This is a genomic window from Flavobacterium sp. SP2, assembly GCF_057626655.1.
Genome location: NZ_JBVHBT010000004.1, coordinates 63,467 through 85,237, shown reverse-complemented (window position 1 = coordinate 85,237; position 21,771 = coordinate 63,467). Strand labels below are relative to the sequence as shown.

General features: G+C 35.0%; 15 protein-coding genes. 5 read left to right on the top strand and 10 right to left on the bottom strand.

Going from position 1 to position 21,771, the window contains the following annotated elements; genetic code table 11:
• Positions 1–51 precede the first annotated feature (51 nt).
• Genes ACZ098_RS09845 through ACZ098_RS09830 form a run of 4 tightly spaced genes read left to right on the top strand, consistent with a single transcriptional unit; the run spans position 52 to position 6,876 of the window.
• Complete coding sequence (locus ACZ098_RS09845) at positions 52–3,261, top strand: SusC/RagA family TonB-linked outer membrane protein (protein ID WP_487311592.1); 3,210 nt, start codon at positions 52–54, stop codon at positions 3,259–3,261.
• 12 nt (positions 3,262–3,273) lie between these two features.
• Complete coding sequence (locus ACZ098_RS09840) at positions 3,274–4,716, top strand: SusD/RagB family nutrient-binding outer membrane lipoprotein (protein ID WP_487311591.1); 1,443 nt, start codon at positions 3,274–3,276, stop codon at positions 4,714–4,716.
• Positions 4,717–4,723: 7 nt separating this feature from the next.
• Positions 4,724–6,058: a sodium:solute symporter family transporter gene (locus ACZ098_RS09835; protein WP_487311590.1), complete on the top strand. Its 1,335-nt coding sequence runs from the start codon at positions 4,724–4,726 to the stop codon at positions 6,056–6,058.
• Positions 6,043–6,876, top strand: a complete 834-nt coding sequence (locus tag ACZ098_RS09830) for a metallophosphoesterase family protein (RefSeq protein ID WP_487311589.1) — start codon at positions 6,043–6,045, stop codon at positions 6,874–6,876. The genes ACZ098_RS09835 and ACZ098_RS09830 overlap by 16 nt, the downstream gene beginning before the upstream one ends.
• Before the next feature lie 198 nt (positions 6,877–7,074).
• Here ACZ098_RS09830 and ACZ098_RS09825 read toward each other — a convergent pair whose 3' ends face one another.
• The 10 genes from ACZ098_RS09825 to ACZ098_RS09780 form a co-directional block, all read right to left on the bottom strand.
• Entirely contained in the window at positions 7,075–8,025 is a 951-nt protein-coding gene (locus ACZ098_RS09825; protein WP_487311588.1) for a hypothetical protein, read from the bottom strand.
• Between the two features lie 103 nt (positions 8,026–8,128).
• Positions 8,129–9,145 carry a LacI family DNA-binding transcriptional regulator gene (locus ACZ098_RS09820; protein WP_487311587.1) on the bottom strand — a complete coding sequence of 339 codons (1,017 nt, stop codon included), beginning with the start codon at positions 9,143–9,145 and terminating at the stop codon, positions 8,129–8,131.
• Positions 9,146–9,440: 295 nt separating this feature from the next.
• Complete coding sequence (locus tag ACZ098_RS09815; protein WP_487311586.1) at positions 9,441–10,985, bottom strand: vanadium-dependent haloperoxidase; 1,545 nt, start codon at positions 10,983–10,985, stop codon at positions 9,441–9,443.
• Positions 10,975–11,907 (bottom strand): hypothetical protein, encoded by a 933-nt coding sequence (locus tag ACZ098_RS09810; RefSeq protein ID WP_487311585.1) that lies wholly within the window; start codon positions 11,905–11,907, stop codon positions 10,975–10,977. The genes ACZ098_RS09815 and ACZ098_RS09810 overlap by 11 nt, the downstream gene beginning before the upstream one ends.
• A gap of 106 nt (positions 11,908–12,013) precedes the next feature.
• Positions 12,014–12,583 carry a hypothetical protein gene (locus tag ACZ098_RS09805; protein ID WP_487311584.1) on the bottom strand — a complete coding sequence of 190 codons (570 nt, stop codon included), beginning with the start codon at positions 12,581–12,583 and terminating at the stop codon, positions 12,014–12,016.
• A 34-nt stretch (positions 12,584–12,617) separates the two neighbouring features.
• Positions 12,618–14,369, bottom strand: a complete 1,752-nt coding sequence (locus ACZ098_RS09800; protein WP_487311583.1) for a glycoside hydrolase family 13 protein — start codon at positions 14,367–14,369, stop codon at positions 12,618–12,620.
• Position 14,370: 1 nt separating this feature from the next.
• Positions 14,371–15,558, bottom strand: a complete 1,188-nt coding sequence (locus ACZ098_RS09795) for a DUF418 domain-containing protein (RefSeq protein ID WP_487311582.1) — start codon at positions 15,556–15,558, stop codon at positions 14,371–14,373.
• Positions 15,559–15,567: 9 nt separating this feature from the next.
• Positions 15,568–16,488 (bottom strand): carbohydrate kinase family protein, encoded by a 921-nt coding sequence (locus ACZ098_RS09790; protein ID WP_487311581.1) that lies wholly within the window; start codon positions 16,486–16,488, stop codon positions 15,568–15,570.
• Positions 16,488–17,813 (bottom strand): sugar porter family MFS transporter, encoded by a 1,326-nt coding sequence (locus tag ACZ098_RS09785; protein ID WP_487311580.1) that lies wholly within the window; start codon positions 17,811–17,813, stop codon positions 16,488–16,490. The genes ACZ098_RS09790 and ACZ098_RS09785 overlap by 1 nt, the downstream gene beginning before the upstream one ends.
• 15 nt (positions 17,814–17,828) lie before the next feature.
• On the bottom strand, positions 17,829–19,418 hold the full coding sequence (locus ACZ098_RS09780; RefSeq protein WP_487311579.1) for a glycoside hydrolase family 32 protein: 1,590 nt from the start codon (positions 19,416–19,418) through the stop codon (positions 17,829–17,831).
• A 222-nt stretch (positions 19,419–19,640) separates the two neighbouring features.
• On the opposite strand from ACZ098_RS09780, the gene ACZ098_RS09775 reads away from it, so the two are divergent.
• On the top strand, positions 19,641–21,617 hold the full coding sequence (locus ACZ098_RS09775) for a kojibiose hydrolase (protein WP_487311578.1): 1,977 nt from the start codon (positions 19,641–19,643) through the stop codon (positions 21,615–21,617).
• Positions 21,618–21,771: the final 154 nt, after the last annotated feature.

Sequence of the window (21,771 nt, the reverse complement as noted above, 5' to 3'; positions counted from 1 at the left end):
TACATTTTTAATTCTGATTATTCAGACTTTCCCTAATTATATAAAGAAAATATGAAGCAATTATACGTAGTCTTCCTATTCGCGATGTCGTGTTTAGGCTATTCACAAATTACAATTACTGGTAAAATAACCAATCAATCTGATGGAACGACATTACCATCAGTAAATATTTCCTCAGGAACGGCAACAACCAATTCTGATGCCAACGGAATGTTCACCATCAGCGTTGCAGCGCCAACAAGTACTTTAACTTTTTCCTATATTGGTTTCAAATCCAAAACGATGGTAGTAGGAAATGCGACCGTGATCTCGGTTGCATTAGAAGAAGACACCGAGAATTTAGAAGAAGTTGTGGTAACAGCGTTGGGATTGAATAGAGAATCTAAAGAACTAGGTTATGCCTTGCAAACCTTACAGTCTAAAGATTTGGTTGAAGTAAAAACCGTTAACTTTTTAGACAATTTAGCAGGTAAAATAGCAGGTGTATCGATTACACAAGGTGCTACTGGAGTCGGTTCGACTTCTAAAATTACCATCCGTGGCGAATCGTCTTTCTCCAACAACAATCCATTATTTGTAGTAGATGGCATTCCAATTAACAACGAAACGGTATTCAATTTCACCAACGAAGCTGCCGCTGGATTTCAAGAAATTGATTACGGAAATGGCGCTATGGAAGTCAATCCAGACGATATCGAATCGGTAACCGTTTTAAAAGGTCCGAGTGCTGCAGCACTTTATGGAACTAGAGCGTCTAACGGAGTTATCGTAATCAAAACCAAAGACGGCAACAAGAAAAAAGGATTCAGTGTGAGTTTTACGACCTCGTTAACGGTTGAATCGGCGTTTAAATTACCTGAATTTCAAAACGAGTACGGACAAGGAAATTCAGGACAGTTTGCCTTTGTTGACGGTTTAGGTGGTGGAACGAATGATTTAATTAGTTACTCTTGGGGACCAAAATTGGATGAAGGAATTCTCGTTCCACAATTCGACAGTCCGGTACTATTGCCTGATGGAAATTTTGTTCGTGGAGGCGATACTTCGTTGTATAGTGGTTTACCCATAACACCTACCCTATTCAAATCGCATCCCGATAACATCAAAGATTTTTATAAAACAGGAACTACAACGATAAACAATGTTGCGATTTCCAACGGATTTGAAGGTGGCGACTACCGTTTGTCTTTTACCGATTTGCGAAGTGAATCTATCATTCCAGGTGTCAATTTAGACCGACAAACCGTAGCAGCAAAATTGAATTTCAAGCCGTCGGATAAGACTACCATCTCCAGCTCAATAAACTATGTAAACTCCAGTAGTGATAACCGACCATCAAGTGGCTACGGAAGTGAAAACGTCAACTATTCTGTTGTAGGTTGGGGACCACGATCGTTGGACATCAACAAATTAAAAAAATACTGGCAACCCGGATTGGAAGGCATTCAGCAATATTCTTTCAATTATACCTTTTTTGACAATCCGTATTTTACATTGTTAGAAAATAGAAATTCATTCGAAAGAGACCGTGTTTTTGGAAACCTACTTTTGAAGCAAGAATTGACCAAAAACCTTACGTTTACCATTCGTACCGGAATGGACTACAGTTCAGAAACCCGACAAATGCGTCGTAATTTCAGTAGCAATCGTTTTAAGAACGGTGGTTATGCCGAGCACGATGTAAAATATAGAGAAGTCAACACCGATTTTTTACTGGATTACACCAAACAATTGGGTAAATTCTCCTTGGACGTATCGGTTGGTGGTAATCGACTGGATCGATTTGCTTCCACCAAACAATCGCAAACGGTGAACTTAGCGCAACCGGGCATTTTTAATTTAAATAATGCCGCTTCACCTATTGAAGTATTTCAATTTGAAAGTAATAAACGCATTAATTCGCTCTATGGAATTGCAAAATTTGGTTTTAAAAACTACCTGTATTTGGATGTAACGGCTAGAAACGATTGGTCGAGTGCCTTAGCCACACCCTTTTCAGTAAGTGGCACGTCGTTCTTTTATCCTTCCGTATCGTCGAGTTTTATTGTATCCAATGTTGTGGCGTTACCAAAAGTAATATCATTTGCCAAACTTAGAGCAAGTGCGGCTCAAGTGGGTAATGATACTGGACCGTATCAAACTTCTGGCGCTTTTATATCGCAAACACCGTTCAACGGACAACCAACTTTTAGCGATCAGAATTTTATTCCCAATGCCAATTTGAAACCCGAAAAAACAACTTCCTATGAAATTGGCGCTGATGTACGTTTCTTTAACGACCGATTGAATATTGACGCTACCTATTACAATTCCAATACCGAAGATCAAATTATTTCATTGCCTATCGGAATTTCATCGGGGTACAACCAAAAAGTAGTCAACGGTGGAAAAGTGAATACGCAAGGTGTTGAAATTGTATTGGGAATTGTACCGATCAAAACAACTAATTTTAGATGGAATTCTACTTTTAACTTTGCTAAAAGCAGGGCAATCATCAAAGACTTACCACAAGAAAGCGGTCGCTTGACCTTGGCATACAGCCGAATTTATGATAGTGCGAACCAAACTGTTTGGTTTCAAGTGGAAGAAGGTGGAAGAATTGGCGATATGTATGGAACAGGTTATTTGAAAAATGAAAACGGCGACTTTATTTTAACCAGTACCGGAAATTATATTGCAGACAACAATCTTCAGAAAATAGGAAACTATACACCCGATTTTACGTTGGGTTGGTCCAATAATTTTAGATACAAAAACTGGAATTTAGGTTTTTTACTGGATTGGCGTCAAGGTGGCGAAGTAGTTTCGAGAACGCGTGCTATTGGAAATGTTGGAGGTCAACTAGCCGAAACTGGTTTCAGACCAACCGAAGGAATTGTAGCACAAGGTGTAGTAAATACTGGTACGGCGGACAATCCTATTTATGTACCTAATACAACAGCAATAACACCAGAAAGTTATTACCGTCAGTTTTACGACAGAAATCACGAAGAAAATAATGTTTATGATGCCTCTTTTCTTAAATTACGTCAATTTTCAATTGGATACACTTTTAAAGTGAAAGAAGGATTTTCGGGACTTAAAAAAGGTGGCGACATTACCTTGTCAGTTATTGGAAATAATTTATTTGCCATTACGCAAAATCCGCATTTCGATCCGGAACAGATTGCTGCACAAGGAAACGGATTTGTAAGCGGTGTGGAAGACATGAGTTATGCCACAAGCAGAAGCATCGGTATGAAACTTGGTTTTAACTTCTAAAAAAATTAAAAGATGAAAAAAATACTATATACATTATCTCTAGTACTTCTTTTGGTAGCTTCAAGCTGCACGAAAGATTTTGAAGAAATCAATACCAATCCCAACGCACCCAATTCGGTACAACCCAGCTTATTGTTACGACAAGTGCTTTACAATTTTGGAGAAAACATGAGTTACGAAGGTTTTGTGGCAGGTGATTTATTATCGCAGCACCGAACCGCTATCGACTTCAACTTGTTTGACCGTCATGCTTTAAAATCACCGCAATTGGGTGGAAATCCGTGGCCTATATTTTATAAAAACTTGCGTGATAATGAAATTATTTTAAAAAAATCGCGTCAAGTGGCTACGCTGAAAGTATATGAAGGTCCGGCTTTAATTCTGAAAGCCTACATGGCGGCAGGTTTGACCGATTTGTTTGGTGATGTGCCTTACTTTACCGCTTTTAACGGAACCGAAGGAATTACAACACCAGTTTACGACAGCCAAGAAAGCATCTATTTGGATGAAGGCGGTATTTTGGATAATTTGGATAAAGGTATTGCAGCAATTCTAAACTATAATGATGCCATTACCTTACAAGGCGATATTCTGTACAATGGAAATTTGCAATCTTGGGTACGATTTGCCAATTCTTTGAAGATTAAATATTTGCTTCGTATTTCTTCTAAAATGAATGTTTCGGCACAATTGCAAGCACTTTATGATGAAGGAAATTTCATTACTACCAATGCACAAAATGCGGTTTTCAATTTTACCAATACAGCTCCAAACAGTTTTAGATTGGCGCAATTGCGCGTAGGAGATTTCAATAATTTTGTATTATCGGAAACGATGGAAGACATCATGACGAACCTAAACGATACCCGAATTGGAAAGTTTTTCAGACCTTTTTCGAATTCTACCAACGGGCAATTTAACGGATTGTTAAACGGAATCAATTCGGGTGCAACCTCGATTGTATTGTCCAATTTTTCTTTAGCAGGCACTGTTTTTAGAGAAGACACTTCGACGCTAGATGCTAATTTCCTAACCGCTTGGGAAGTGCAATTTGCTTTAGCAGAAGCAGCTGAACGAGGATTGATTACGGCAAACGGACAAACATTGTATGAAAACGGTGTTACCCTAGCATTTCAGTATTGGAATACACCATTGCCAGCAGCATATCTAACTGGTAATGCAGCCTACAATGCAGCGAATTCAACTCCATTAAAGCAAATTATTACCCAAAAATGGATTGCAAATATTATCAATGGATACGAGGGTTGGATTGAATACCGCAGAACCGGTTTCCCAGAATTGCGAACCATTTCGGCTAGTTTAAACAACAATCTGATTCCGGTACGCATGCCTTATCCTCCAGAGGAAGAAGCATTAAACCGCGACAACTATACTGTTGCCGCCGATGCAACCGATAATAACAGTATCAATTTCCCAGTTTGGTGGAATCAATAACTTATAAATGGAAGCAATACATTGGCAATGGATACTGTTGATTGTATCAAGTTTGATTTTCTTTTTCATATCACCTTTAGCCAAAACTACCGACCAGTTTTTTAAGGCAATCAATAAAAATAAAGCACCAAATTCCTTGGTGCTTACTGGTAGTTTAATCATCTCATGGATTTTTGCTAAAAGCATTACTAATGCCGCCAATTTAGGATTAGAATTCGGAATTCTTGGCGGCATAGCGTATGCTGGTTATTATTTTTCTTTTGCTGTGGCTGGTTTTTTTATCTACCAACTTCGTGTAAAAGGTGGTTTTAAAAGCATTCATGAATTTTTGACTACCAAATTCGGAAAAAAAGCCATGGCACTGTTTTCGATATTGATAGTCATTCGGTTATTCAATGAAATATGGAGTAATACCATGGTAATTGGTTCTTATTTTGGAACCCAAGGAAGTACAAGTTACTTTACCGCAATAGTTGTTTTTACGGTTTTAACTTTAGCCTACTCGCTAAAAGGTGGCATGAGCAGTTCGCTTTTTACCGATGCCATTCAAATGATCTTGTTTTCGGTACTTTTACTCATCATTTTATTTCAAGTTTTTTCCATACACGATTTTACCGTTACTACAATTGCAACGTCGAGTACCTGGAGTTTTGAACTCGGACTCAATTTGTTGTTTGCGGCTTTAATACAATCGTTTAGTTATCCTTTTCACGACCCAGTACTAACCGATAGAGGTTTTATCACTGCTCCAAAAGTCATGCGTAAGAGTTTCTTTTTTGCAAGTGTTTTAGGAATACTCTGCATTGTTTTATTCAGTATTATTGGTGTGTATGCAAAGGCAAACAACATTCAAGGTGACGCAGCCTTTGAAGTGGGAAAAGCCTTTGGAGTGTTCACCTTATTGGTAATTAATTTCATCATGATTACTTCTGCCGCTTCAACCATAGATTCGACCTTTTCATCGTTTTCCAAATTAATTTCGATTGATTTAAAGTTGGGAAATTCGGTTTCCTTTGGCAGAATTGCAATGCTTGTTTTAGCAGTTTTAGGCACAATACCCGTATTTTTAAATGCCGAAATTTTATCGGCAACCACCATTTCGGGTACCATGGTTATCGGCCTTACTCCTGTTTTTTTATTTTGGAATACCAAAGTTCCCAGAATAAGTTTTTACCTTAGCGTGCTTGGAGGAATGTTTTTTGGCTTTGCCTTAGTTTTTAACTACTTTCCATCAGCTTTAGTATTCACAAAAGGTAAATTTGCCGATTTACTTTGGGTTAATGTTTGGGGTATTTTTACTTGCATCATATTATATTGGTTACCAAAATGGATAAAAAGATAGCGTTTATAGGAAATTTGTCGGGAAAACTACTGCTTTTTGGAGGTGTTTACAGCAACCTGCAAGCCCTACAAGCACTGGCCGAAGTGGCTTCGAAAGAACAAATAAAACCAGAAAATTGTATTGCTACTGGCGATCTTATTGGCTATTGTGCGCAACCCGAAGAAACGATTCAGTTTTTTAAAAATTGGAAAGCAAGAAGCATTGCCGGAAATGTAGAACTACAACTTAATGACAATGCTGACGATTGTGGGTGTGATTTTACAAAAGGTTCGCGATGTGATAATTTCTCGCAACTGTGGTATCCCTATTCTAAAAGTCAGTTGCAGCAAGATTCGCTAGAGTATCTAAAAACCCTACCTGAGTTTATTCAATTCCAGTATGCTGGAAAAGTTTGCACTGTAGTTCATGGTTCTTACTTTAATACATCAGAGTTCATTTTTAAATCAACTGCTTGGGAAAAAAAACTGGCTAATTTTGAAGCTACCAAAAGCGATGTTGTAATTGCTGGCCATTCTGGATTGCCGTTTCATGAGGCTCAAGATGGTTTCCTTTGGCTGAATCCTGGCGTTATCGGAATGCCTGCAAATGATGGATCTACAACAGTTTGGTACATGATCGTAACCGAACACGACAAGCAGTTTCATTTTGACCACAAACAATTGGAATACGACAACGTAGTAGCTAATCAATTGATGATTAAGCATAATTTGCCCAACGAATACGCTAAAACATTACTTACTGGAATTTGGGATAACACGGAGATTTTGCCTCCAACCGAAACCGAATTACAAGGAAAAACCATACAATTTACTGTTTAAATGTATGATTTTATTTTATGGATTATTTTATGGATTTATTTTTTTTAACTCCATTTGAATAGTGTCTTTGTTGAAAATCATGTTCCATTCCATTACTGAATCTTTGAATTTGGAAACCTGAACAGGAATTGTATCTGGTTTTTTGGGATTTACTTCGTACGATAGTACCTTTAAACTGTTTCTATTATTGTCGTAAACCTACTTCATAAATAGTGACGTACTGTCGACATACAAAGTTGGATTAGGACAGAATAATAATTTTCCACGTTCTTCAAAATAAATGATTTTCCACGCTAATGTATCTTTTTCCCAAGCTTTTTCGGAAACTATTTCACCATTACGTACCATTTTTTCAACGCGCCATTTGCCAAAATACTTTTGAGATTTTCGGACATCATAACTATAATAGTATACAAATAAAAACGGAATTACTATACACAAAAAGCGCATTGAATAGCGTACAGTTTCAGTTCCTATTGCAGGTAGTGTACTTCTATAGCGTTTAAAAAAATCAATTATTTCGTCTTTTCGTTCTAATGATAAATAAGTTAGTCCAAAGACCATAATTATTGATATGAAAGTTGTTAGAGGACCAATACCATAAAACAAATTAATCAATAAAATATTCAATTGAACTGGTAAAAGTGTAATTACTCCCAACAACGTTGTGCGTCTAAATAATAAAAGAATACTTCCTACTATTTGTAATAAACCAATAATAACCGTTAGATAATAGGAATATCCGAAGTAGTTCCACGTTAGTTCTTGACCTGTTAATGTAGAAACTAATGCGTCTTCAATATGATACGAATGTGCAAAATTGACATCAAATAGTTTTTCAAAACCAAATGTAGCAATATAAAGAGCTAGCCAATATCTCAAAATAGTAGTAAGCCAAATGTAGTATTTTGGAGAATAAATTACATTATTTCTCTCCTTATAGTGCCAGTAAAATGATAGTACAACTGAAAATACAATTCCAATAAGCAAAGAGGACAATCCAATTGGCAGTATGTAGTGATTCAGTTTAGGAGGTAAAAGTGGTAAAACAATATGCAATACTGAATCGACTCCTCCAACGATAGCTAAAAAACTTAGTATAAATTTAGAAAACCAATTTGATTTATTCACGATTTGATTAGAAGTCATACTTATATTTTAATTGTTGTTTTCTATTTATAATTACATAAAATAAAACCTATACAATTGATTACTATTTATTTTATGTCCTTTTTTAACATACGTATCAAAATCAAGTAGATTCTCTTTCGATCACTTCGGTATCTAAAACCACAATTTTAGGTTTGTATGTTAGTCCTTTCTTTTTGGTTTCGATTTCGTCTAATAGTAAACCAAAGGTTTGCATACCCATTTCGTAGCCCGGTTGATCAATTGTACTCAATTTAGGCTTGATAATTTGAGACATGAACCAATTGCTAAATCCGATTACCTTAATCCGATCTGGAACAGCAATACCCGCATCTTGAAAATAATTAATAACACCAAATGCTACTAAATCGGTAATTACAAAAATACCGTCTACATCGGGATGTTCTTCCACAATTTTTCGGGCAAAGGCATAGCCTTCTTCAAAATCGACTTTAGAACACGTATATACTAATGAAGGATCAAAAGGAATATTATTTTTTTCTAAAGCTTTTTTATAACCTAAAAACCGATCGATAGCGTTTTGCGGATTCATTGGTCCGCGGATGTGCGCAATTCTTTTACATCCTTTTTTGATCAAATGTTCAACTGCACTAATGGCTGCTTTTTGATCGTCGATAATAACTTTAGAACTTGGAATTATTTTGGATATTTTGTCGAATTGAACCAACGGAATATCTTTGTTCATGATCTCTTTCAAATGTGACTCTGCATTAGATTCATTGGATAAGGAAACCATAATTCCGTCCACACGTTTATTAATAAGCAATTCCACTTGTCTTTTTTCCATTACAACCGACTCGTTGGATTGTAAAATGATGACCAAATACCCTTTCTCTTCTGCCGTTTCTATAATTCCTCTAATGATATTGGAAAAAAAATGATGCACCACTTCAGGAATAATCAATCCTACAGTTTTAGACTCTTTAGAGCGCAAATACACCGCAAAATTATTGGGTGAATAATTCAATTTGCCAGCCAATTCTAAAACTGCTGCTTTAGTTTTGGGACTTACATCGGGATAATCTTTCAAAGCTTTAGATACCGTAGTTATCGAAATTCCCAGCTCATTAGCAATTTCTTTTAAGGTAATTTCTCTCATTCTATGAAAATATAGGCGTTAAAAAGTAGTAAAATCATTATAATTTTAACTTAAAATTATGAAAAACGAAAGTATAAATTAAAATCGTTAAATAGTGCATTTATTATTAAATAATTTAGGTAATTAATATCGAAGTTCTATTAAATTATCATAGTAATTACCTATTTACTAATAAAACTTGATTTTTTTTTCATTATGATTAAAATCAATCAAAAGTTGACCAGAAAATAGCATAAAAAAAACTCTGAATAGTGTATACTACTCAGAGTTCCTTTGCTATTTGAAAGTACTTTATTTATTCGGCTCCATCTTGCATAGCTCTATTTACTGCAAAATTGGCAACGGTCTTCCCTAATAGCAATCCTTTTTCACAATCGCTTCGATAATGAATAGCACCGTACAATCTCGAAACTGAAGCTTGATTGGCTAACTCATTAAAATAAGTAGATTTAGATGGAATTACGTGAGACAAATAGGTTGCGGCTGCAGCACTAAACGTAGAATGTCCGGATACATAAGCAGGAAAATTAGGAACACCTGTTAAGGTTTTTATTGCAGGATCGATTTGCGAAGGTCTCGGATTAAAATAAAAATATTTAGCATCCCAACAACTTATTGCGGCATCCATAAGTGAAATATTCAACAACGCCATATTTCTAGCCCATCTAACTTCACTGAAACTTTCTTTAACGAAGGCTTCGTTGGCAATTTGATTCCAATGTCCTGGCGGAGTTGCCGTACCTACTCCATCGGCCCAAAAAGTTACAATTTTCATGCGTTCTCGGGTACTGTTTTTGCTGTAATATTTAACCTCACTTACTTCAGAGGCAAACTGTTCTGAACTTGTAGATGGTGGCGGAACTGGTCTACTTGCAATGACATCTTCAGGCGTCATTAAAAACGATTTTACTTTTCCGAATAACGGCAACATAGGCGGTCGTGCTGGAATGTCAAGTGATTTCCATGCAATTTGTCCGGTTGCGGTTGTATTGACTTCTAATTGTGTCCAAAGCTCTTGGTTACCCACTGCGGCACCTGCGCCATCGGAAGCGGCTTTCGTTATAAATTTAGCTGCAATTTTTCTGCCCAATGTAACTCCAGCTTCTACATCACTTCTCACATTAGCGCCCGAAAGAATTCTGTATAATTTTTGCTCGTCTGCCTTTTGCTGAATGTAGGCAATTTCGGTTGGAAATAATAATTTCAAAATTTCTACAGTTACTCCAGCTAATGCACCGTCTTCAGAAGGATATGATGGTAAATTACTTTTTGGAACTAGCACGTCAATTTCTTCATCAACCGTAAATGGCGCTGCTCTATTATAAAGTTGTTTGTAATGCCAAGTTGCTACCATTGCATCGTATTGCGCCGCACTTACATAGGCATAAGCTCTAGCAGCAAATGGTGGATTGGAAAAAGGAAATTGCGGATTGGCAAATGGATTAGCGGCTGATGGTATTGGATAGGTTCCATCAGGATTTTGGTAAGGCGGACGGTTGTGTCTTGCTACTAAAGTTTGCATTATTTCGTTCCAGCGCAATACACCACCAGCGCTCCAATATTTGATAATTTTCTTTTGATTTGAAGTCAAATTTTGTTGGTAGCTTTTAATTTCATTGATTTCTCTTATGTAAGCTGGTGCGGTCGTTGGCAACGGCGCATCAATTGTAAATTCATCTGGAGCTGTTAGTAATAATGGTGTCCAAGTTCCAGCATTCGCATCGCTATTGATGGGATTCAATTGTGGATAAAGGTCGTTGCGTTCTTCAAGTTCGTCATTACAAGAAAGAAAAAACAATGAAGTTATAAAAAGTAGAAGTACGTGTATATTAGTTTTCATTAGAAGTAGTTTTAGTTTTACCATTTTTAAAATCAATTACATAAAACAATCCTCCATAAAACAGGTTGGATTGTCCTACATTTCGTCCGGTAGCGACATGATTGAAACCAGAAACGATTGATAAACCCGGAACCGATTGCAAGTTGTATTTTCCGCTTGCGCCTAATCGCAAGGCATTCATAGTATTGCTTGGAAACGGCATGTTGTTGGTCGTAATATCAAATCCGCCTTTTTGGGTAATCATATTATCTACCACTGCTTCAACAATAGCTCTTTGATTACGAAACCCAAAACGGATGTTGTAGTTGATCATATCAGGCATATCGACCTCATTGGTATAATGCATTTCGGTAGTGTAATAGGCATTTCGATCAATTTTTATATTAGACCGTTGCATGTAGGCAGCCGATGCTGTGGCAAACAAATTTCCAAATTGATAATCGGAAATTAGTCGTAAACTCGCTACTTTACTTTGTAACCCAATACTCAAAGGCAAATAATCTGCAGGATAATTGGTTGTTGGAAACGAATAACCTGCCACGGCGTAAAACGAAAGTAGGTTTTTATAAATCTCTTTTTCAAAAAATAGGTATTTTAGATTTAAGGATAAATCTTGCAAGCCCTCTTGACCTTTAAAAGTGCCAGCGGTTGCCTTGGTTGAAACATAAGGAAGTGTAAAAATGAAATTGAGCTTACTTGTTATACCGTAGTTTCCGTTAATCATTATTTTCTGATTGGATACGGTTCCGAAATTCAAATTTTCTCTTTTAAAAGTGCCTTCCCAGTATTTGTCCCAACTGCTGTATTCGAAAATCAAGCCGGTGCAAAAATTGTTTTTTTTCATCATGATACCGTCTAATTCGGTTTGGGCATAATGAAGTTGTACTGCCATAAATAGGCAGCATAGATATAGTTTTTTCATTAGGAATAGTAAATTGGTTGAAATAGTTACTTACATAAATTGCAATACACTACGTGCTAGATAAACAAATATCCAACACAAGTAAGCCTTCTATTTTTTTAGACTGCTAGAGTAGTTGCGATGTAAAACTAGATTCTGGAGGCGAGTACTCTAAAGAAGAAAATCCACGATGCAGCGTTTGCACAGGATAAAAATTAGTTACAGTTGTAACACTTTTGTCGCTCAAACAAAAGCTAAGACTAGTCTTACTCAAATCAACATAGTCTTTTTGGAATGCTTTAAATACTTTTTCAAGCGATTTTTCACTTAAAGCAGTGTCTTGAAACACCTCATTATCCATGATTTTTTTCAGAATAATTTCAGTGCTATTTTGATGTTCGTTGGGAAGATAATACAAGCTAATGATGTTGTCCTTTATTTGTTTTTTAAAAACGTGAAAGGTTTTTCCTTTTATGGTAATGTTTTCATTTACATATTCTAATTCAGTATCTTCAACAAAAGAATATAACGACGCATTGACTTGAACTACTTTGAATTCTGAATCGGGAATTCGTTCCATTTGACTGATCCAAACTTGCTCTTTTTGTAAAGACAAGAGCAAATGAAGGCCTACAACATTATATAAAAATGTTGTGGTAAGTAGCAGTACTAATAATATTGAGGCCGTTTTTTTCACCAATTCAAAAATAGAATATTTATTTAAATAATTGTTAATTAACTTGTAAAACTATTGCCTGATACGGCTTTAAATTCTCTTTAGCATTGAAATTATCATAATTTCCTAATAAAACCTTTGCATTTTTAAGATTTACATCTATGTTAAATGCAGCTGGTTTGTCAGAAAAATTTAGCAAAATCAAAAACTTTTTATCATTTAATTCTCTAGTATAAGCAAATACTGACGGATTTTCTTTGTCCAAAATTGTAAATTTACCATAAGTAAGCGTAGGCTCACTTTTTCGCAATTGTACTAATTTTCTAAAATAATTCAATGTTGATTTAGAATCATTTTCTTGCTGAGCTGCGTTAATTTTGCTATAATTAGGATTCACTTTCAACCACGGCTTTCCATCCGAAAAACCAGCGTTTTCAGAACTATTCCATTGAAAAGGCGTTCGTCCATTATCGCGAGAAGTCTGCTTTTTATCTTCTAAATAAGCTTGTAAATCGCCACCGTTATTTTTTAAAAATTGGTATCTGTTTTTGGTATCCACATCGTTGTAATCATCTATAGAATTGAATCGAATATTGGTCATTCCCAATTCGTCTCCTTGAAAATAATACGGTGTACCTCGCATAGTAAAAACTAATGTCGAAAGCATTTTAGACGAAATTTCTCTAAACGCTTCGGTATCGTTTCCGAACTTACTCACCATTCGTGGCTGATCGTGGTTGGCTAAAAATATAGACAACCAGCCTTTATTTTTAAAAGTTTCATCGTAGCGAGCAAACATTTCTTTGTATTTTACCAATCCAAAATCGTTGAGGTGCGCGCCAATATCAACACTTTCAAAATGGTAAGCCATATTGAATTCCTTGCGGTCTTCGTCAACAAATTTTAATGCTGCTTCTGGTGAGTCGCCTGCACCTTCTGAAACGCTCATAACATGAGGATATTTACTTAGAACCTCGCGATTCATTTCTTGAATGTACTCGTGAAGTTTCGGACCTTTTCCATAAAACTTTATGATTTCGGTTGGAATTCCCACAATTTCTTTAGGCAATTCGGGAAAAGTTGGATCTTTAGAAATGAATTGAAAAGCATCCATTCTAAATCCGTCGACACCTTTATCCAACCAAAAGCGCATGATGTCGTACAACTCGTTTCGAACTACGGGATTGTTCCAATTTAAATCGGGTTGTTTTTTTGAAAAATAATGCAAATAATAGGAATCTGTTGTTGTATCATATTTCCACGCATCACTGTTTACATCAAACCAACTCCAGCGGTAGGGCGGTTTTCCTTTTTCGGCTGGCCACCAATAGTAATAATCTCGGTATTTATTATCTCTAGATTTTCTACTTTCCTGAAACCATTTGTGTTCGTCGCTGCTGTGATTGAAAACCAAATCCATGATTAATTTAATCCCACGTTGGTGCATTCCTTTTAATAAAAGATCAAAATCTTCCATCGTACCAAAATCTTTCATAATATCGCGGTAGTCGCTAATATCATACCCGTTATCGTCGTTCGGAGATTCATAAACGGGACTTAACCAAATCGCATCTACACCAAGACTTTTTAGATAATCAAGTTTGGAAATTATTCCGTTGATATCGCCAATTCCGTCTCCATTACTGTCTTTAAAACTTCGGGGATATATTTGATAAATCACGGCTTCTTTCCACCATTTTTCTTTAGATTTTTCACTTGATTTAGAAATGATAACTTGACTATTTGCCATTGTAAAGGATACTAGAATTATTGTTAGAATACTATTTTTAATACTGTTTTTTAGCATCTTAATTTGATTTATTATTAGTAAAATTAATCCATGTGAGTTTATACCAAATATATTCTAATGGACCTTGTTTGAAATTTCTAAGCCAAATGGTGCAAAAAACAAGTTGTAAAATAAAAGAAATTATTCCTATAAACAAACACATTGTTGTTCCTGTATTTTGATACAATGCAAATCCGTATTGATAATACAATAGTGCACCAATAATGGACTGCATGATGTAGGTAGTCAAACTCATTTTTCCGCAAGGAATTAATTTAGACAACCATCGCGTAGCACGACCAGTTTGAAATAACACTACAAAAGTTGCCATTAAAACAAGCATGAATGTAAAGTTGGATAACGATCCGAAAATAATAACCAGTCGATCTAATGCCGCTTTATTGACATAAAAATCGGGTAAAAAAGTGGTAAAAGTATAGAGCGGTATGAATACTATTGAAGCAATTATCAAGGTAGTTTTCCAAAATAATAAATTGGTTGCTGTAGTGTCAAAAATTTGCTTTCTTCCAGCTAAAAACCCTAACATAAAAAGTGCTGGAGCTTGAAAAAAGCGTCCAAATTCCCACGACCACAATAGTGATGCGGTTTTACCCAAAGTCACATTTCCTACAACGTAATCTACAAAACTACCGTTGGCCATGTATTGGGCTATTTCTTTGTAATAGGCAAGCGATAAATTGGGACTTGAAACATAATCTGGATGTAATAGAATATAAAAATACCGAACCCATTCTAAAGGTTGCACTAATAAAACAAGCGCTAGTATAAAAATAGTTTTGGTATTCAAATTACAAATTGGAATTAACGTTAAACCCAAAATTGCATACAACGTTAAAATATCACCTTGATAAAAAGCCGTATTTATGAAACCAAAAATTAATAAAAGTACCATGCGCCAAAAGAACCGCATTCTAAAATCGACTCCTTTTTGCCTCTGATTTTCATGTTGGATGTAAAAACTAAATCCAAAAAGCACTGCAAAAATCGCGTAGGCTTTTCCACCAAATAAAAAATAAGCTGTTTTTAAAACTTGAGCATCTAAATTTATCAACCAATCGGGAAACTGTTTTGGCACATAATAAAACTCAAAGTGTTCCATATTGTGCAATAAAATAATGCACAATACAGCAAATCCTCGAAGGGCATCAACAACGTCTAATCTAGGTTTTTTAACAATTTCGGTCATACAGTATCGTTAAGAATTTGAGTTTATGTTACTATTAGAAGGATTGCAAAACGTTACTATTTCTGACCTTGATATTACTGGATTTGCACCTTGATGTTGTGCCACCATGGCTCCTAAAGCACATGCAAAATCTAGTGCTTTTTGCGGATTGGATTCAGATAATAACTTAGACAACAATCCTGCTAAAAAAGAATCGCCCGAACCAACAGTATCTGCAACTTCTACCTTATAACCACTGTTATAATAAAACAAACCCTCGAGATACAAAACTGCTCCTTGACTGCCTTTAGTAACACAAATTTGTTTAGTATTGGTATGTTCTGCAATGAAACTAATATTTTGCTCCAAAGAAGCGTGTGGCGATTGCATCATCGAACAAATTTCGAAAAGTTCGTCATCATTAAATTTTATAAAATCAGCTTTATGCATCAATTCCTTTAGAACATCGAACGTATAAAAAGGAGTTCTAAGATTTACATCAAAAACCTTAAAACTAGCAACTTCGAGTAAGTTTTTTAAACTTGAAAAAGATACCGTATCACGACAGGCTAAACTTCCAAAAACGAAGGCATTGGATTCTTGAACCGCAATTAAACTCAAATCATTTGATTCAATTTTGTCCCAAGCTGCAGGATAGTTAATTGTGTAAGATGCAGAACCTTTACTATCTAGATGTACCAAAACTTGTCCTGTTTCTAGTTGACTATCAACCTGAATGGTAGTAGTAGATAGGTGATTTTTTGTCACGTATTCTATCAATGTATTCCCAAGAACATCATCTCCAATTCTACTAATAATTTTAGCATTTACATCCAATGAAGCAAGCCGTAAAGCCACGTTTAACGGTGCGCCTCCGATACTACTTTTATTTGGAAAAATATCGAATAATACTTCTCCAAAACAAACAATATTTAGTTTAGAATTACTCATTATTTCATCATTTTTTCTTCTAATTCCTCAAGAGAAAGTCCTTTGGTTTCTGGCATCATGAATAACACAAAAACCAATTGAAGCACCATCATAAAAGCAAAAAAAGCAAATATTGGCCATGGGTTTTCTTTAAATAAATCAATAACCACTGGACCAGTTAAAGTTATTATCGCGGCAAAAATCCAATGAATTCCTGTACCAAATGCTTGTCCAGATGCGCGAACACTGTTTGGAAAAATTTCTGATATAAAAACCCAGATTACAGCACCTTGACCCACAGCATGTGATGCTATAAATACTAATATCGACACCATTAATGCTACAGAACCAGCAGACGCATAAAACGCCCAAGCGACCATTGTCAAACTTAAAATATAACCTATGGATCCTATTAACATCAATTGTTTTCTTCCTAAAAAATCAATCAATCGCATACCAACAATTGTAAAAACTAAATTTACAACGCCAATTAAAATTGAATTTAGCAATGATTCTTTAGAACCTAATCCAGCCATTTCTAATATTTCTGGCGCATAATATAAAATGAAATTAATTCCCGATAATTGATTGAAAAATGAGATTAAAAAGGCTAAAAGTACAGGCCATTTGTACTTTTTAGAAAAGAATTTATCCTTTTTTGACGTTGATACAACATCTTTTTTTATTTCATTAAAACTCTCCAATGCCTCTGTTTTATCGTAAATTAATTCTAAAACCTGTAAACCATTTTCATCGTCTTTTTTGTTTAAAATTAGCCATCTCGGACTTTCTGGAATTTTGAGTACAATTATGCTATAAATTAGTGCTGGCAAAGCAACAATTCCGATCATCCAACGCCAATCATTAGCACCTGAGAATCCTTCAAACAGATAATTTGAAAAGAAAGCGATTAGTATTCCGAAAACAATGTTGAACTGAAAAAGTGCTACCAATTTCCCTCTATTTTTAGCACTAGAAATTTCGGAAATGTAAATTGGCGCCGCAACAGATGATGCTCCTACTCCAATACCTCCAATAAATCTGAAAAAAGAAAAAACATACGGATTTGGCGCTAACGCCGAACCAATAGCTGAAACTAAAAATAAAATTCCGATCCAAAAAAGCGTTTTCTTTCTTCCCAATTTATCACATGGAATTCCTCCTAGTAACGCTCCTAAAACCGTACCCCAAAGTGCCATAGACATGATGAAAAGTCCGTGAAATAAAGGAGTTGTATGCCATAATTCTTTGATTGGTAAATTTGCACCTGATATGACAACAGTATCAAATCCAAAAAGAAAACCAGCAATAGCAACAGTTAACGACCAATTTTGTACTTTATTCATATTTATAAATTATAATTACCAGATGGTTTGTATTTCACCAATTTTTATATTCCTAATTTCTTGATTTTCATCAGACTGAATTACCATTTTAGTGTACGGTTCTTTAGGGAAAATTTGTTCTGTAAAGCTGTAAACACCATTGTTTAAAAACACTTCTATTGAGGACCAATCCATAATGATTTGAAAATCGATAGTTTCTGAAACAACACTAGATACATTAGTTTCATGAATTTTTTCGGCAAAATTTTCATCAAAATTTACAATACCAGAGTGGGTTCTATCGATTGTGAACGTTTTTTGTTTTGCATCGTATTTTAAAACCAAAGAATCATTAACAACATTTGAAAATACAAGTTTTAAATTTTTATCGTTCGCAGTAAATTTTATATTGGATTGATTCATCCTAGCATACTCAATTACTGACTTTTTATTTTGTGGTATTGTAATTAAATCTTTTGAAAAAGATTGATTTAATATTTCATTAAATTGTTTTACAGGCTTGTTCTTTAAAACATAATTCTCGTTAATTTTTTCTAACGCAAGTTCTCTAGGTAACGTCATTGCACTTCTCCAATTTTTTGTTGGTGTCTTCTGTGCATAGAGCCAATTGCTCATCCATCCCACAAAAATTCGCTTATTTTCTGGAGCATTATTATAGGTTACACCAGCGTAATTATCGGTTCCTTGATCAACCCATTTATTGTCCTTTTGGCTGGTTGTAAAGGTTTTACCATCAAAATTTCCAATAAAATATTGAGTTCCCGATCCTCCTTGTGGCGCACCAGGATTTACACTTATAAGTAAAACCCATTTTTCTTCATTAGCGTTTTCAAATTTTAGTTTAAATACATCGGGACATTCCCAAACACCGCCGTGAGCACCTGTAGTTTTACCAAATGAACTTTCAAAATTCCAATTTATTAAGTTTTTAGAAGTGTAAAATTGGGCACAATCTCCAGCGACCAAAACCATATTCCACATTTTAATGTCCTCGTTCCAAAAAACTTTAGGATCTCTAAAATCCTTTAATGTTAGATTCGGAATAATAGGATTGCCTTCATATTTAGTCCAAGATTCTCCTTCATCTAAGCTGTAAGCTAAACCTTGTGATTGCGTATTAATTTTACCAGATTTTTCCATAACCATATTGTGATAGGTATAAATGGCAATCATTGCAGGATGTTCTTTAGAACCTAAGCCAGAAGTATTGTCGGTATCTACAACGGCGCTTCCTGAAAAAATATATCCTAATTCATCGGGAAAAAGAGCTATTTTTTTATGCTTCCAATGCATTAAATCAGTACTTGTTGCATGACCCCAATGCATTGGTCCCCAAACAATACCATCAGGATAATATTGATAAAACAAATGATAAATACCTTTGTAATAAACCATTCCATTTGGATCATTCATCCATTTTTTTTCTGGAGTAAAATGAAATTGTGGTCTAAAAGGTTCTTTGAATGATTTTGAAGAATCAATTTTTAGATCTTGAGAGGAATCTATTGCAAAAACCAAATCGCTACTTTCATTTTTACACGAAAACAAAGTTATTGCGCTTGCAAATAATCCAAAAATTACAGTTTTATAAATTTTAATCTTCATTAATTGATAAATTAGCATTTTAGCTATTCTCGATAAAAATAGAATTCCTTTTCTTAAAACGTATTCTACTCAAATCGAAAACGTTTTCGAATTACCGAAAACGTTTTCGGGTTTTATTTTACAACAGTTATGAATTTTATTGGGTAGGGATAAAATAATTAATTTAAGTTTGAAATAAAATCAACAATTATGGTTTCCTCTTTCAAAATTTCACTTCTTTTTTTGATTATAAGTACGAGCTTGCATGGTCAAAACAAATCGGATGAATGGCACTTGTATGCCAACTCTAGACAAAACTATTTTGGTGTTGCCATGGCAAATGGGCAAATTGGAATTGTAACCAATGATGAACCTTTAAAAACGAAAGAAATTATTTTAAATGGTGTTTATCAACCAAGTTCGGAAAACGGAATTAGTAAAATAGTTCGGGGTATCGAATTTTTAAATTTACATTTAATCATTAATGGGGAACAAGTAAAGTCAGATAATATTGACAATTGGAGCCAAGTAGTTTCCATGAAAAATGGTACAAGTACGGTTTCGTTTTCTTTCAAGGAGTATGCAACAATTGATTATACGATTTTGGCTAATAGAGCAATTCCTTACTCTGCTATGGCAATTGTAGAAATAACTCCAAATAAAGACATCGAGATAGCTGCCAACAATTATATGGTTGTTCCAGACGAATTAAAAGATGCTAAAAGTCAGTATCGAGTTTTAAAAGATAATCAATATTTAATGCCCGTTTTTGGAACTTCGGCAACAACAATGAATGGTAAATTTACCGTTGCTGCATCGACTACTTTTTTATTTGATGGTATTGCTGAAGTATTAAAACAAACTGGTAACGAAGTAGGATTTACTAAAAAGTTGTTGAAAGGAAAAAAATACCGATTTGCAATTGCAGGAGGAATTTGTACCTCAAAAGACATGACCGATCCCTTAAACGAATCGGAAAGACAACCAATTTATGCCTTACAAGAAGGCATTGATAAACTTTTAAGCCGACACCAACAAGCTTGGCAAGAATTATGGGAGACTGGTGACATTCAAATTGAAGGTGACTTAGACGCGCAGCAACGCGTACGATTTGCACTGTACAATTTATATTCTTTTATCAGACCAGAAACCAGACAAAGTATTGCGCCAATGGGTTTATCTTCACAAGGATATAACGGACATATTTTTTGGGACAGCGAACTTTGGATGTATCCTACTCTTTTAGCGTTACAACCCGAAATGGCTAAGTCGTGTTTGGACTATCGTTCAGATCGACTTGAAAAAGCCAAACAGAAAGCCACAATTTATGGATATAAAGGAGCAATGTTTCCATGGGAATCTGACGATACGGGTGAAGAAGCTACACCTACTTGGGCTTTAACAGGAATATTTGAACAACATATTACATCCGATGTGGCTATTGCTTTCTGGAATTATTATGCCATGACACAGGACCAATCATGGCTTAAAAAAGAATACAAAATCTTGAAAGAAACTGCCGATTTTTGGGTTAGTCGCGTATATAAAAATACCGACGGAAGTTATTCGATACTAAATGTCGTTGGAGCTGACGAATACGCACAACATGTTGATGACAATGCATTCACAAATGCCTCAGCAATTGAAGCCTTGAAAAACACAATAAAGGCAGCTATAATTTTAAACGAACCTGTAAATCCAAAATGGATTGAAGTTGCTAACAACATTGTGATTCATAAAGAAAATGGTATTACCCAAAACTATAAAGGATATAGTGGACAAATGATCAAACAAGGCGATGTAAATTTATTAGCTTACCCACTTCATATCATTACTGATCGAAATCAAATTGAAAAAGATTTAGCGTATTATTCTGAAAAAATTGATAAAAAAGATGGACCAGCGATGGCGCATGGAATTTTATCGGTATTGTATGCAAGACTTGGTGATTCAGAAAAAGCATACGACCATTTTGTAAAATCATATTTACCAAATAGCCGTCCTCCATTTGGAGTTTTTTCTGAATCAGCCAACAGCAACAATCCTTATTTTGCTACTGGTGCTGGCGCTATGTTGCAGGCAATCATCTACGGATTTGGAGGTGTTGAACAAACAGATTCTGGATTAAAATACAATAAAGGTATTTTACCAAAAAATTGGAAATCTTTAAAAATAGTTGGTCTAGGAGTAGAAAATAAAGAAATCTATTTAAAAAAATAAAGTATTCGTTAAAAAAAAGTAGCAAATCAGCTCTTATTTCTTAAAAAAAAGTCATATTAATAAATACATGCATTAAAAAAAAGCAATATGTTTTTTTTTGATGCATTTTTTTATGATACTGGTAAAAATAAAGCAAATTTACTATTGAATTATT

Bases quoted from the DNA above. Each gene is read 5' to 3' on its own strand.
- ACZ098_RS09815 (WP_487311586.1), bottom strand. From the start codon at position 10,985: ATGAAAACTAATATACACGTACTTCTACTTTTTATAACTTCATTGTTT.
- ACZ098_RS09785 (WP_487311580.1), bottom strand. From the start codon at position 17,813: ATGAATAAAGTACAAAATTGGTCGTTAACTGTTGCTATTGCTGGTTTT.
- ACZ098_RS09830 (WP_487311589.1), top strand. From the start codon at position 6,043: ATGGATAAAAAGATAGCGTTTATAGGAAATTTGTCGGGAAAACTACTG.
- ACZ098_RS09790 (WP_487311581.1), bottom strand. From the start codon at position 16,488: ATGAGTAATTCTAAACTAAATATTGTTTGTTTTGGAGAAGTATTATTC.
- ACZ098_RS09825 (WP_487311588.1), bottom strand. From the start codon at position 8,025: ATGACTTCTAATCAAATCGTGAATAAATCAAATTGGTTTTCTAAATTT.
- ACZ098_RS09800 (WP_487311583.1), bottom strand. From the start codon at position 14,369: ATGCTAAAAAACAGTATTAAAAATAGTATTCTAACAATAATTCTAGTA.
- ACZ098_RS09845 (WP_487311592.1), top strand. From the start codon at position 52: ATGAAGCAATTATACGTAGTCTTCCTATTCGCGATGTCGTGTTTAGGC.
- ACZ098_RS09820 (WP_487311587.1), bottom strand. From the start codon at position 9,145: ATGAGAGAAATTACCTTAAAAGAAATTGCTAATGAGCTGGGAATTTCG.
- ACZ098_RS09795 (WP_487311582.1), bottom strand. From the start codon at position 15,558: ATGACCGAAATTGTTAAAAAACCTAGATTAGACGTTGTTGATGCCCTT.
- ACZ098_RS09840 (WP_487311591.1), top strand. From the start codon at position 3,274: ATGAAAAAAATACTATATACATTATCTCTAGTACTTCTTTTGGTAGCT.
- ACZ098_RS09780 (WP_487311579.1), bottom strand. From the start codon at position 19,418: ATGAAGATTAAAATTTATAAAACTGTAATTTTTGGATTATTTGCAAGC.
- ACZ098_RS09835 (WP_487311590.1), top strand. From the start codon at position 4,724: ATGGAAGCAATACATTGGCAATGGATACTGTTGATTGTATCAAGTTTG.
- ACZ098_RS09810 (WP_487311585.1), bottom strand. From the start codon at position 11,907: ATGAAAAAACTATATCTATGCTGCCTATTTATGGCAGTACAACTTCAT.